The sequence below is a fragment of the Eubacterium aggregans genome (assembly GCF_900107815.1).
Taxonomy (GTDB): Bacteria; Bacillota; Clostridia; order Eubacteriales; family Eubacteriaceae; genus Eubacterium_O; species Eubacterium_O aggregans.
In genome coordinates this window covers 1-13073 of sequence record NZ_FNRK01000037.1, presented here as the reverse complement: position 1 = coordinate 13073, position 13073 = coordinate 1, and the positions used below count along the sequence as shown (strand labels likewise).

Annotated in this window: 14 protein-coding genes; 4 read left to right on the top strand and 10 right to left on the bottom strand. The window is 49.2% G+C overall.

Translation table 11 applies throughout. From position 1 onward, the window contains the following. From BLW33_RS13235 to BLW33_RS13220, 4 genes are all read left to right on the top strand, one after another. Window positions 1–301, top strand: a 301-nt coding sequence (locus tag BLW33_RS13235) for an integrase core domain-containing protein (RefSeq protein ID WP_143032645.1), incomplete at its 5' end; no start/stop codon positions are given. A 168-nt stretch (window positions 302–469) separates the two neighbouring features. Beyond that, on the top strand, window positions 470–937 hold the full coding sequence (locus BLW33_RS13230; protein ID WP_242911689.1) for a helix-turn-helix transcriptional regulator: 468 nt from the start codon (window positions 470–472) through the stop codon (window positions 935–937). A 16-nt stretch (window positions 938–953) separates the two neighbouring features. Further along, window positions 954–1475: a hypothetical protein gene (locus tag BLW33_RS13225; protein WP_090309784.1), complete on the top strand. Its 522-nt coding sequence runs from the start codon at window positions 954–956 to the stop codon at window positions 1473–1475. A gap of 25 nt (window positions 1476–1500) precedes the next feature. Continuing rightward, a complete protein-coding gene (locus tag BLW33_RS13220; protein ID WP_090309782.1) occupies window positions 1501–1707 on the top strand; it encodes a hypothetical protein in 207 nt (68 codons plus the stop codon). A gap of 562 nt (window positions 1708–2269) precedes the next feature. On the opposite strand, the gene BLW33_RS13215 is transcribed toward BLW33_RS13220, so the two are convergent. The 10 genes from BLW33_RS13215 to BLW33_RS13170 form a co-directional block, all read right to left on the bottom strand. After that, on the bottom strand, window positions 2270–2629 hold the full coding sequence (locus tag BLW33_RS13215) for a zinc ribbon domain-containing protein (RefSeq protein ID WP_090309779.1): 360 nt from the start codon (window positions 2627–2629) through the stop codon (window positions 2270–2272). A gap of 13 nt (window positions 2630–2642) precedes the next feature. Further along, the gene (locus BLW33_RS13210) at window positions 2643–3971 is read right to left on the bottom strand and encodes a zinc ribbon domain-containing protein (protein WP_090309777.1); all 1329 of its coding nucleotides are present in this window, start codon (window positions 3969–3971) and stop codon (window positions 2643–2645) included. A 13-nt stretch (window positions 3972–3984) separates the two neighbouring features. Then, window positions 3985–4407, bottom strand: a complete 423-nt coding sequence (locus BLW33_RS13205; protein ID WP_090309774.1) for a hypothetical protein — start codon at window positions 4405–4407, stop codon at window positions 3985–3987. Window positions 4408–4429: 22 nt separating this feature from the next. Next, window positions 4430–6844 carry a zinc ribbon domain-containing protein gene (locus BLW33_RS13200; protein ID WP_090309771.1) on the bottom strand — a complete coding sequence of 805 codons (2415 nt, stop codon included), beginning with the start codon at window positions 6842–6844 and terminating at the stop codon, window positions 4430–4432. A 12-nt stretch (window positions 6845–6856) separates the two neighbouring features. Next, complete coding sequence (locus tag BLW33_RS13195; RefSeq protein WP_090309768.1) at window positions 6857–7531, bottom strand: hypothetical protein; 675 nt, start codon at window positions 7529–7531, stop codon at window positions 6857–6859. A 49-nt stretch (window positions 7532–7580) separates the two neighbouring features. After that, window positions 7581–9644 (bottom strand): hypothetical protein, encoded by a 2064-nt coding sequence (locus BLW33_RS13190; RefSeq protein ID WP_090309765.1) that lies wholly within the window; start codon window positions 9642–9644, stop codon window positions 7581–7583. A 19-nt stretch (window positions 9645–9663) separates the two neighbouring features. Continuing rightward, on the bottom strand, window positions 9664–10182 hold the full coding sequence (locus tag BLW33_RS13185) for a hypothetical protein (protein ID WP_242911688.1): 519 nt from the start codon (window positions 10180–10182) through the stop codon (window positions 9664–9666). 134 nt (window positions 10183–10316) lie between these two features. Beyond that, window positions 10317–11729 (bottom strand): LuxR C-terminal-related transcriptional regulator, encoded by a 1413-nt coding sequence (locus tag BLW33_RS14495; protein ID WP_090309763.1) that lies wholly within the window; start codon window positions 11727–11729, stop codon window positions 10317–10319. Between the two features lie 154 nt (window positions 11730–11883). Continuing rightward, entirely contained in the window at window positions 11884–12801 is a 918-nt protein-coding gene (locus tag BLW33_RS13175) for an IS3 family transposase (RefSeq protein ID WP_176966739.1), read from the bottom strand. Window positions 12802–12830: 29 nt separating this feature from the next. Continuing rightward, window positions 12831–13073, bottom strand: a 243-nt coding sequence (locus BLW33_RS13170) for an integrase core domain-containing protein (protein ID WP_143032653.1), incomplete at its 5' end; no start/stop codon positions are given.

The window sequence follows — 13073 nt, the reverse complement described above, 5'->3', positions numbered from 1 at the left end:
GGATCGTGGGTCGCAATTTACAAGCACAGCCTTCCGAACCGCATTGGCTGCAAAGGGCGCAATCCAAAGTATGAGCAGTGTTGGTCGATGCTATGATAACGCCCGGATGGAGAGCTTTTTCGCAACGCTCAAGAAAGAAAAACTTTATCGTATTGATACGATGAAGATGACCCAGGAGATGGTCAAGACGATTATCTTTAGATATATCCAATACTATAATCATCGTCGGATTTACAGCACCAACGATGGTCTCCCGCCGCTCTCTAAGCGGGCACTTTACCACTGTACTGTTGCTGCATAATTCTCCTTGCCGATGGGACTAAACTTTTATTGACAATTCCAGATCATATTGTCTATTCTTTGCCATTTTTTCGTCTCCTCCTGACTCTTTGATTAGCTTAAATCCTTGTGAATCAGTTGTCAACTAAAACTATACAATATCAATCTCAATTATGGAGGTGCATTTATTGTGTCTAATAAAATAAAAGAACGAGAAATCCAAATTGAAAGACTACAGAATAACCTGTCGCCCATCAGGAAGATTGCCGGGTGGACGGCAGAAGTGTTAGGGGACAAAATTGGTGTTACCAAGCAAACCATCAGCAACCTTGAAAACAAGAAAACGCCAATGAACTTTACTCAATATATTGCAATCCGTTCAGTCCTCGATTATGAGATTTCAAACAATAAGGAAAATGAAGTTCTCCCGAAGGTTGTAGCGCTTCTATTAGATTGCGATGATGAACTGGATGAGGCCGATTATTCAAAGGTTCAGGATGTTGTTGGAACGGTAGCAGCAACAGCGGCAGGTGGTACATCAACAGATAAACTTGATACAGTTTTCGATGTGCTTATAAAAACACTTCCATTTGTAGTTCCGATTATTGGAACGATAATTGGAACATCGGCCAATTGGTCTAAAAAGCTATTCAAATAAAATGAGAGGTACTTAAATGGCAGGAAATGTGGGACACCCTTTTTTCGGAAATCAATATGTTAGCAGCAGCTATACAGGCGGCTATCATTATGATTGGACACCAAATTCAAACGTAACAGAGGCCTCTAATCTTTCGGTCAGAACAGTATCCGATAACACTAAGATCCTTTCATCAAATGCTGCACTTCCCCAAAGCGCAAACAAGATTCTAACAAGATCACCTAAAATCGAAGTGAACGGAAATGGTGCAATGATTGCAATAGTTGTCGTTTCAGCAGTTGCTGCAATTGGAACAGGTGTATACTTCCTATACAAGCAAATAAGCAAAAAGCGAAAATCAAAAGAAGAAGTGTTTCAATCTATAAAATTAGAAAATGTTGGTACTTGTAAAAACTGCAGTGAACCTCTAATCGGCTCTGAGTATGTTGATGAAAACACATCAGACTCGCATACTGCATACATAATATGCAAGAAATGCGGTGAGAAGAATTATGCTTGGTACACTGACGGTGATGATGTTCAGGAACTTAGCGAATAATAAAATACTTAGAAGGAGAAATCTTATGAAAAAGCAACCTACCATTTACACCGACAATAGTGACTTATACGATGCTGATAAGGCTGTAAAAGATTTCGTAGAAGTTCACAAGGGCAAACTTAGCGAAGAAAATAGTGATGCACTTGGTGACTTATTAGACCGCAGAGCAGCGGCCATTTCAAATGTCCTTGGTGTTAAAGTAAGTTCGGTCGTTGACCACAAAAAGAAATAAACAACTTTCGCACGGCTCGCCAATCGGCGGGCTGTTTTTTTGTAGTAACAGTATCTTTTAACGATTACAAGGCAAATCGTTAAAAGATGCACACCCCAGAGGTCTAATCGTTAAAAATAAGCACTTGGCAGCCACAAGTTCGTGTCAAGTATCCTCCGAAAACGGCTACTCTAAAACACCAACTATTGCTACAAGGCAAAAAGCACGAAGCCCGAAAGCAGCGTAAATCAAGCACTTTCGGGCAAACAAAAAACCACCTGCTGACAAAATTCCTTTTATCAATAGATGGTATTTGATTTGGCAAAGGCACTAACTATTGATAAAATGCACCGCTCAAATCAAATCGTTAAAATTTGCACCGCTTTTGCACACCCCCCCGTTTTAGAGGTTACCGATGTATGTTACACACCGTCCATATACTTCAGTCAATGACTACCTTTGAGATATTTGTACTCATTGAATCATTCATGAACAAGTAATAGTCGCGGAAGTATTCAATTTCAAAAAGCAACGCAAACTGATTACGGAAAACTAAAGCCACATCCAAATTAGCCTTTTATTTTCATAGCGCTGTTCCACACTGACCGCAAAATCGAGCACCGAGAACAACGCCGGAGCCACATTTCGAGCAGAACTTTATCTGCGGCTCAGCTTGGTATGTCAGCGGCAGATCCTCATTCGGCGCAGCGTCAGACAGAAACAGCCAGTCAATGTCCTCGCCGTCGTTACATAAGCCGATAGCTCCGGCAGGCGATACCACATAAAAGCTGTCCTCATCGATGGGGTCTTCACTATCGCTTGTTTCGGCAAGCACCAGCAAGCCTTTTACATTGTATCTATCATTGGAAGTGGCAAAGCTCCAGCTTGTGCAGCGTGTTGCCGAAAACTCCGCAGCCTCCAGCAGCGTGTCAAATCTCTCCATTATAAAATCCTCCTTATTTAAATAATAGGTTATTACACCGCTTGCAGCGGTCATTTTGTATGGGGTTCATCATGGAGCAGACATTGCAATAGATGATGCGGTCTTTGGATTTATCGTACTTCTCGTATGTACCGAATTTGGGATGAAACCGCACCCTGTCGCCAACCGAGAGATAGTCGTACATATGCCGCCCGCTGTCCTTTTCCACGATGGTTTTTTTCTTGCCCGCATCGGTGTTAATGATCGTGGTATATTCCGTATAGGTTCTGTAATTATCATCTTCGCCGCCCCTATGCTCGCTTTTCTCCTTGCTGTACTTATTGACGACCACACCCTCCCACATTGGTTGCTTGGTTCTTCTCAACGCCAGCAGATTAAAGACCAGCATGACAAGAGCAATACCCATGCCGATGATAATGGATTCTCCAAAGGGGAAATCGTCCATCAGCAGACCGGCGACAGGAAAGCCGATGAGCGGCACGGACACCAATATCCACATACATCCAATGGAGAATTTTTTGTTTTTCTGTGCGGCCGCCAGTATCTCAGGGCAGTTATACCTGTCGGAAAAGCCGACCAGCCCCGCGCCGCTCTGTGGGGGCGAGGGAGTTGCTACATGGTGTGGTTCCATCGGCTCCGACGTTGCCGAATTCACCGCCTTTCCGCAGCCAATACAAAATTCGGCTCCCTCCGGAAGCGTTGCGCCGCAGGCCGTACACACGCCGGGGGCGTTTGTTTGTATTTTCGTGCCGCAGCCTGAACAGAAAGCCATACCCTTCGTAATCTTGTTTCCACAGTTGGGACAAAACATATCCGTATCACTCCTTTGCTCGATAATTTGAAATGCAGCGGGCTTCCTCGCCGCTGGTTTCTTCTTTTTCCCTCGTCTGGCTGTGCGTATGACAAGCAGCAGCAAAAGCAGAGAACCGATAGGGGCGAGAATGTGGTAAATAATCGCGAATTCACCCATCTCATCAAATTCGCTCAGCATGGCGGGCTTGTTGACGTAGGGGAAAAGGTCAAGGTATCGTATGCGCTCGGAGCGTGTTTCGCCCTCATCTAAGCTCGGCCATGCCTCGTCGCTGCTATAGATCACATAACCCCGGTATTCCTTGCCATTTGCTATAAACCAATATCCCTTGGAAACGGTTCGTGAGCGATTTGGCTCCGCATTCGTGTCATCCAGTCTAGATTCGTAGCTGTCCACCGTGCCCATAACGCTGTCGCCCCATATCGCCAGTGCCAGCGTAGAGAGACTTGAATACATGGCAAACAGCAGGACAGTGTAAATCAGGATAAGGATGGGCAGGGGGATGTTTTTATTCGTTTTCTTCTTTGCCATCGGGACGCTCCTTTCATTGTTGTTCGAAGTCACACCTTTCACGCCAGCCTACGCCGAACAGATACAGGAGGGTTAGCAGAAAAAGTGGCGGCAATATGAGCACGGCATAGGAGAGAAGCGGGACGATCAGCAGCACTCCCGCCGCCAGTTGGATAAGACCGAGCGTCCGGCACCAGCGGTGCCGGTAGGGTTTTATCGCAAAAGCCAGGCCCGCGATGGCCGTCACCATTGAAAAGCTGTACGCGATTCCGGCAGCGAAGCAGCCAGCTCCGGCATAGGTATAATCCAGCGCCGCATTGTCAATGAGATTCAAGCACCACAGCAGCATGGGCAGGGCGGCAAGCAGCATCAGCAGGGATGAAATCCGCAGAAGAATCCGTTTCGGTTTACTGTTCATGGGTCTTTTTTTAGTTATATAAGTTTCCGTTGCTTTCATATTATTATCCCATCATTGCCCATCAGCTTACTTTGTAACAGTTGAAATTTGCAGTCGATTGATATTCATCATCTAGGTATGCACTGGATGTGCCAGTCATAAAAATGGTTCCGTTATTCCTTGCAAAGGTGAACCTGTAGGTATAACGAAGCTTATATTCGCCATATGATGTTGACATTGACCCTCTGGCAATGCCCGTTGCAGGATCGTATTGCAACTTCACTGTGTCCATCGTATCATCGATCATAATCCCGTCTCCGTTTTTACGAACTGTGAATGTGTGAGAAAGCGACCCTTCCTCTGAGGAAACGGTTCCTTCATAAGTTCCCACGAGCTCGTCTATGGAAAGCTCGGTGTCGACGAACAGCTTTACTTCACCGGGCGCATATGTAAGCGGCAGGGCGAAGGCAGTATTATCTGCGACCTGATCCTCCCACGTTTTGTAGAACTTAACGCAGGTAGGTGCGCCGAGGGATAGGTAGTTATACAACGTACACTGAAATACAGAGTCCTCGGCGCTGCCCGGCAGCCAAATCCATATTGTCGGGCGCTCGGTGGCGGAGGGAGCGAATGCGGCGGTATAGCCCCTGTATTCCGTTTCGGACAGCGGAATCTCGTTTCCCTTTTCATCTCTCCCGCAGACCTTGACGGTCGTCACCGCGTTCATCTGCTTTTCGAGCGCCAGTATATCCCGAAGGAGCTGCTGCTTTGCGTCGAGGATGCAGCGCTCAAAGACGCACGCGAACAGCTTTCGCAGGCGGTAGCGCAGAACGGCCTTGAGCTCTTCGGTCAATTTCGCACGTTCTTGCGCTGTCGGCTCGCTCCATGCGTCCGCTCGGTGGATATCCTCGGCTATCATCTTGCGCACGTTGGCTTTAAGCCGCCAAAAGGTGTTCGCGTAGTCGTCGAGCATCTTGTCTATCGCGGCGTACATTTTTTGCGGGTCGCTGCGGTATTTTTTATACTCGCGCTCAATGAGCCTTGCCCAGATTTTCGCGTCGTTGACGATTACCGCGTCCGACATCTCCTCGTCAAGCAGCGCTCGCGCGGGCATTTTGGTAGGCTTCCGACAGCAAAGACCCCCGAGAGTGTTGGAGTAGGCGACATATTCCCATGTAAATTCCTGATAGGCGTGTTCGGCGGGGCTGTCATAGCCTTGGTTGTATATATCGGTTATTGTCTGGTCCGCCATGCCCATAAGCCACACGCCGCTTGCGGCAACGGTCAGTGGCGCTGCGCCCAGCGCCGTGCCCGCAGAGCCCAGCCCCAGCTCTATGATGTCGTATTTGTTTTCCGTAAACGCTTGGGTCACCTCGCCTGTCCGATACCACGACATACCGACCTTGAGGGCAGTGAGCCCCGCACCCACCTTTCCGAGGGCATTTGAGAACTCATTCGTGAACGCACTGCCCTTCTCAAGCGCCTTCTCGGTAAAGCTTACCGAGTAATCCGCACCCGAGAGGATGTTGCTGGTCGCTCCAAACGCGTCGAGCGCCGCTTTGATGAGTCCGCTGTCCTCGGGCGAGCCGCTTCGCATCATCGCAAAATACGCCGCCGAATCGCTCTCGCAGTTGTTGATGAGCAAGTCCAGCTTGTTCGGGTCGATTTTCACCTTTGAAAGCGGACCAGAGTTGTAGCCACCGGTGTGCTCAAACAAGCCGAAGGTGGAGAAGTGGTCCGTGTAAAATGTAACCGTTCCCGCCGATTCATCGCGGACCGAATACATCATCTCCCACGCGCCGTTGTTATAATACTGCACGAACGGCCCGCCGGCCGAATCAGCGGTCGGCTCGTAGGGAAGGGTGACCGTCACATACGTGGGGAACTCGGTCGCGTCCCCCAGCGAGAGGTCATAGCAGCGGGCGCTGTAGCCGTTCTCGCCGTCTGCTTTCACGCCCATATCCCGTATTTCCAATGCCCCGTCCTCCAGAAGATTGAACTCGCCGAAGTCCACGCCGATACCCTCCGCTTGCGCCACGGTTTGGTTAGGCCCCACATTTACGATCCATGGCTCGACCGCATAGTCCTCCCGCGTCAGCTGGATGTTGGACAGCCCGGCGGGTACACTGTTCTCAAAGACGTCGGATGTCTCCGCCGCCGGATCGGAGCCATCGCGTCCCTTCACCATAAAACCCGGCCAGCCGTAGAGAGCCACCGCCGCAAGCTGTATGACGAGCAGGACGGAAAGCACGATGCAAAGCGTATTTCGCCCATCGTTTCTTTTCGGTGCAGCGGCGCTCTTTCGTTTTGGCGTCGCAGCGGGCGGGGTGCGTTTTTGAGGCTGTGCCTCGGCTGTTGGCCGTGACTGCGGCACAGGTTTCGGCTGTGCTACGGGAACAGGCTTCGCGGGCGCGTCAAGCACCGCTGCGCCGCATTTGGCGCAGAAGCAAGCGCCGGTATGAAGCTCCTTGCCGCAATTCGTACAATAATTTCCCACGTCCGCACCTCCTTATGGCCGCACCAGCGCCACAAGCGCCGGTATTCCGTCAGGCGTATCCATCGTGCCGATGGCGTATTGTTTTCCGTTTTTCTCATAAAACTGCGTCAGGCGTATTGTTCCCGCGCCGGACGCCCACAGACCGCCGTTTTCCCACTTGCCGCTGAATACGCCGTCCTCCATATCTGTTTCATCGAATCTCTCGCCCTCATTGGCCCAAAAAATCTGATACCAGTCGAGGGTGAGGCTCAGGCTCTCCGCCGTACCCGCAAGGGCGATGTTGAGAAACTCCATAGCGCCTGCGTCGTATTCGTCATTGGGGTCGTAAATGATTATTGCTTTCCAGCCCCCGGTCAGCGGGTCAATATTGTCGATGATATTTGCGTCGGAGGGAACTCCGTCGTAAGCCACGTCCTCCGTATACCAGAGAAAGTCCTCCAAATCAGGGCGTTTCTCGGTGGATAAGCTCGCGCCTGTTTCCTCCGGCGATGGAACACCTCCGCTTTCCGTGGTCGCGGGCGGGGTTTGTTCCTCCGGCGATGGTGTGATAGGCACTGTTTGCTCAGTCCCCGGCGCAGGAGTCCCTTTTGCGTCTACTGACAGCAGGTTGGGCGGTATAGTGAAAACGCCGACGACCAGCATAATTACATTGGCCGCAATAAGAGCGACTATCAAGCCTTTCTTCATTTCATCAGCCCTCCTTGATTCGCTTTATTTCGGACAGGGCAAGTCTTGCCTAATCAATTTTGGTTCCCTTGCCGTAGGTTGTTACTGTTCTCCCTTCTTCAATATCTTCCAAAGTATTGTCGCTTGAAAAACGAACCGTGCCTCCATCGGAAATAAAGCTAACATGGGCAGACAAAGACCAAACATCATTTGCTGCTTCACAAGTCGCCGTAGCGGTGGACGGGTTATATTCATACGGCCCCGGTACAAGCAAAAAAGCGGTGCCAAAATCATCACTTTCTGGCTTAAATACCAATTGCCCTTCATAATACATGAAGGTAAAGTTATAGGTATCGCTCTCATCTTCAAATGTAAATGTCGCAGAATAAGTACCCAAAAGCTCCTCCAACGGCAGTCCGCCAAGTTTCACCTCCGTCACTGGCGCGGAGAGCTTAAAGCCCAGCGTCAGCTCCGGCTCGTCGCTTTCGGGGTCGTCGCCGGGTTTGAACAGTTGCAGTTCCTTGGGACAACCAGCCTGCACATAGCCAAGCAGGGTAAACTTGGTGGAGGCCCCACCTGCGCCCTTCATCGTACCGCTCCAGCTCTCCTTCACCGCGTTTTCGGAAAGCGGGGCGAAGCGCAGGGCGTAGCCGTCATACTGCGACTTCTCGCCATCGGGGACATCTTCCACAATGTTGAAGGTGATTGTTTGGTTAAAGAACGCTTTGACCTCGTTCAACGCGGTCAGATACGCAGCCTCGGCCTTGCGCTGCATATACACGCTGACGGACTGCGTTACCGGGTAGAGGCGTTCATAAAGCTGCGCCTTGTAAGCGCCCACTAAGGTTTCGATTTCCGCTTGGGTCGGGTCGGGAACAGTGACGGAGCCTTTGTTGCTCTTATCCTTAATATCCGTAACGACGGCGGCCTTTTCCATATCGCCCAGCGTCCAGAAATAGCGGGCATAGCGGTCTATCTCCGCTTCAATGGCGGCCTTGGCATCGGCTTCGTTGGGGTTGGCCTCGGTGATATCGATCAGCACCTGTCGCCAATCTTTCAGGCTGCGGGCCTTCCAGCCGTTCCCTCCATCCAGTGTGCCGGAGAATTGGTCGTTGAAATAGACATAGACCTCGTCTATTTTATCCATCTTCATCGCCATGCCCTGCTCAAACAGACTGCTGATGGTGTAGTCGAAGATGAACAGGCCGCTGGCGGCAAGTCCCCACGCGGCGGATTCGGCAGAGGAGAGCGCTAGCATTGCCGTGTCCTTGTACAAGCCGAGGGTGTCGGCGTCGGTTTTTTCCGTGCTCAGCATCACCGCGCCGATCTTCACCGCCGCCGCCACCTTGCCCAGCTTGTTCATCTTTTTGTAGGCTGAATCAGCCAGCGCGGTGTCAAAGGTCGGGCTGCCGAGGGATGCCATGTTCAGGATCGTACCTGTGAGGTCAGTGGCAAAGCCCGCTTCACCGGCTGCTCCGGTTGCGCCGCCCAAAAACCCGTTATAGCCGGTGAGAAGGCGCGCCGCGAGGCCCGCTGCTTCCTCTCCGTCCGCGCCGCCGCCCGCCACGTATTCGCGGAGCGTTTCCATGGCTTCTTGCTGGTCAATGCCGGTAACGTCTGCATAAATGTTGATGATTTTGGCGCTGCGTTGGCCTTCGTTTCTGACATGGAATGCGCCAAAGGTGGATAGATGGTCGGTGTAGATGACCAGTTCCTTCGTGGCTGCGTTCACCTCGAACAGCACATCCTCCCACTCGCCGGTGGTTTCGTTTTTGTACTTTGCCCCCACGCATTTTGCCGGGTCCTGCCCATCCTCGCAGTATGCGGTATCATAGGGGATACGTAAGGTGATGAAATCGGAAAGCTCGGTCATGTCGCCCAGCTTAAAGTCGTAGGCTTCTATCTTGTACCCTTCGTCCTTGTTTTCTTCCACGGGCTGCTTGGCTACGGTCAGTTCCGTTTCACCGTCCAGCACATAATCGCCCAGCTCTACGCTGACGCCGTTTGACAGGGCAACGCCGGTAGCCTCCGGCGAAAGTGTCGCCGCGTCGCTTTTGCCGCCGCCTCCACCGCATCCGGCAAGACTGCCTAAAAGCAGCACCGCCACGAGTAAAATGGATACTATCTTTTTCATGTCAGATTCCTCCCTTTTATTACCAATCACTAATTTCTGCCTGCACGCCTGTTTCGTGCCACAGCTTTTGTGCGGCCTCCACAACCGTCTGTTTGTGAAGCATACCGTGCAGCAGCTCTACCCGAATGGTCTGATCCTTATCGCCAAAGGTCAGGTACATCCGCTCTTTATCAATTTGAACGGCGCTCAGGCGCACGCCATGTACCCCGTCGAGACCCCACCGGTAAATATCACTGCCGATGAGGATACCAAAGGTAGATACTACGGTTTCCTCGGTGTCTTTTTTCATTTGGCGGCTCGGCATGGAGATGAGAGCAGATGGCACCGCAAGGATGCGATTATCCCAAATGAGTGTTGCGTCATAGAGCAGACGACTCTGCCTCAACAATAACAGGAGAGAGATAAGGCTGATCGCTCCAAAGGCGAAAACCGCTTCTAACATAAATGTAGCGCCGAGCCACACCGCCAAACTAATACTGGCCGTGAACAATAAGACATATTCATTGCGTCGTTTGCGGATTAATTTCATTTGCATCATACCTCCCTCCAGTATAAATTTTAGGGAAGGATGCCTCAAAAAGCATCATTCGAAAGGATGAATTTGCAGAAAAAAGCCTCTCATACTTTAGTATGAGAGGCTAGTTAAACCCTGTATTTATATGATCTTATGTATCATTCAACCTTTTGATTTTTCAGCAGGGTGCTGATGAGTTCTGCCCGACTACCGACATCATATTTTGAAAAAATGTTCCTTACATGTGTTTTTACAGTACTCTCACTGATAAACAAAGCCCCGGCAATCTCACGGTTGGATTTGCCGGAAAGGATGAGCTGCAATACCTCCTGCTCCCGGACTGTCAGTGGGTCAAGAGTTTTAATTTGACGAACAATGTCCGTTTGCTGTGACTGACTTATATTGTCATAAGCAGCAAGGTAGGCATGGTTTTTTAGCAGTAAAACAAGCTGGTAGTTCATCGGCGGCAGCATAACCAGTGTAACGCAAACCACAGTAAGGGCAATCACCGCAACCTCCGCACTGGGAAGCCCAATGGATGTTACGGTCATTCCCAAGACGCCTCCGCAAAGCACGCCGAATACATTTGCGGAAAGCCCAATGCCAAAGGTTTGTGCCGGGTTGTCGCTATAATCCAGCATTTCTCCAAGGATGCTCCACCAAAACAGATCGAAAATACCGCAGGCACCGAGCATCAGCGTATCCACAGTCAGATAGTCGGAGGTATTTCGCCCTAACAACATAAAGCTGATGAACGCTCCCATAATCATTGCCATCCCGATATACAAAATTCTGGAACGCTTTGCTTTCATAGGCAGGTTGCGCATAATGGCGAGCGCCACGATATAAGGCACGGCCCAATACCAGCTCACCAGCCCCGTCAGATGCTCAAAAGCGAGGTTGATGACCTGATACATCAGTCCGGAATTAATTGTAATGATAAAGACAAAAAGACACAGCAATATTAGCTGGTTTTTAATGCCGCCATGCGTCTTATTTTTAAATGTTTTGTTCTGCTCATTCTCCTGCTCCAACGGCAGCATCCAAATGAAAACCATACCGATTACAAGACAAAGCACAGAGAGGCCAAGGCCGATAAAGGTTGACCTGTTCATGGTCACCACGTTGACTGCAATCATCAGCAAATTGGAATAAATCAGAACGTCGGCACAGGATTTAATGCGCTCGTTCTTGGGAGTAAAGGCCCTGAGAAAAAATCCCCATGCCGCCACCGCGCAGCCGCTAAAGTATCCGCTGACAATCAGTCCGCCCATCCATAGAGTGGGGAGAGGAAAAAAGAAGGGGACAGTGGCGGCTAAGCATAAGCCCATGCCGCCGAGCATCATGCTTTTGGCGGCCGTCTGTGACTTGACAAACAGGCCGCAGGTAAAAAGCCCCGCGAAATGTGCGATAATTGCAGCCAGTATGTAACGGTCGGCGTCTGTTCCACGCAAATCCAGCAGGCTGTACAGCACCTGCCCCTCAAACTGAAACGACAGAATATAGGCAAAGAGAAATGAAAATCCGGCAACAGAAATCCTGCGGGCGTTTATTGGTTTATGGCCGTTCATGTGATAACCTCCTCTCTTGATTCTTTCATTTTTCTATGCCGGTTCGCATTTCAAATCTCATTTTTTCATCTTTAGTTAACAGAACCTTTTTATATCGCCTGAATTATGGTCCTGGACCTATGTCAATAGATTGGACATAAAAAGTTGAACTTCTTTATGCTGACTGTAACGCTTCCTCCTCCACTTGTTGCGGCGTTTTATATCCCAGTGCACTGTGAATCCTCTGACGATTATACCAGCATTCTATATACTCAAAGATTGCCTTGCGGCATTCTTCAAAGTCTTGGTACGTATGCAGATAGATTTCTTCCTTCTTCAGTACTGAGTGAAAAGATTCAATACATGCATTATCATAAGGATTCCCTTTGCGACTAAATGAATGAACCAACCCATTTTCGTTCATATATTTTTCGAACAAATCACTGGTATATTGGCTGCCCAGATCACTGTGGAGAAGGATACCCTTTGTATCTGTTACGTTTAAGCAGGCATTTTTCACTGCATTTAAGGCCAGATCAGCAGTTATGTTTTTACCGTAAGCGTAACCGATGATTTTGCGGTTATGAAGATCCATAACAGATGCAAGATACGTCCATCCTTCTCGGAGAACATAAATATAGGTAATATCAGTCACCCACTTTTGGTTAATGGTTTCTGCTGTAAAGTCACGATTTAGAATATTCTCTTTAGTATCGGGTACTTTGCCCTGATTTACTTTATAATTATACTTCCTTACGACTAGTGAACGAAGCCCCTGGCGCTGCATATGGCGTTGTACGCGCTTGATACTGCATGGAATTCCTTTTTCAATCAGTTTACGGTGAATCTTAATAGCACCATAAAGCTTTTTGCTTTGTTCAAAGCACGCCTTTACTTCTTCTGAGAATCTTTGATATTCCTGCTCTTTATTTGAAGGACTATGAACCAGAGCCTCGTAATAAGTGCTTCTTGCGAATTTCAAGGCTTTACACATCTGTTTGACCGTATAATTCTCCAGGTTATTTTGGATGAAGAACACGTATTCTGTTATCGTTCTTTTGCGAATATGGCTGTAGCTTTTTGGAATTGTCAATAAAAGTTTAGTCCCATCGGCAAGGAGAATTATGCAGCAACAGTACAGTGGTAAAGTGCCCGCTTAGAGAGCGGCGGGAGACCATCGTTGGTGCTGTAAATCCGACGATGATTATAGTATTGGATATATCTAAAGATAATCGTCTTGACCATCTCCTGGGTCATCTTCATCGTATCAATACGATAAAGTTTTTCTTTCTTGAGCGTTGCGAAAAAGCTCTCCATCCGGGCGTTATCATAGCATCGACCAACACTGCTCATACTTTGGATTGC

Coding starts and splice junctions, on each gene's coding strand:
- BLW33_RS13225 (WP_090309784.1), top strand. CDS start 954: ATGGCAGGAAATGTGGGACACCCTTTTTTCGGAAATCAATATGTTAGC.
- BLW33_RS13220 (WP_090309782.1), top strand. CDS start 1,501: ATGAAAAAGCAACCTACCATTTACACCGACAATAGTGACTTATACGAT.
- BLW33_RS13215 (WP_090309779.1), bottom strand. CDS start 2,629: ATGGAGAGATTTGACACGCTGCTGGAGGCTGCGGAGTTTTCGGCAACA.
- BLW33_RS13210 (WP_090309777.1), bottom strand. CDS start 3,971: ATGGCAAAGAAGAAAACGAATAAAAACATCCCCCTGCCCATCCTTATC.
- BLW33_RS13205 (WP_090309774.1), bottom strand. CDS start 4,407: ATGAAAGCAACGGAAACTTATATAACTAAAAAAAGACCCATGAACAGT.
- BLW33_RS13195 (WP_090309768.1), bottom strand. CDS start 7,531: ATGAAGAAAGGCTTGATAGTCGCTCTTATTGCGGCCAATGTAATTATG.
- BLW33_RS13190 (WP_090309765.1), bottom strand. CDS start 9,644: ATGAAAAAGATAGTATCCATTTTACTCGTGGCGGTGCTGCTTTTAGGC.
- BLW33_RS13185 (WP_242911688.1), bottom strand. CDS start 10,182: ATGATGCAAATGAAATTAATCCGCAAACGACGCAATGAATATGTCTTA.
- BLW33_RS14495 (WP_090309763.1), bottom strand. CDS start 11,729: ATGAACGGCCATAAACCAATAAACGCCCGCAGGATTTCTGTTGCCGGA.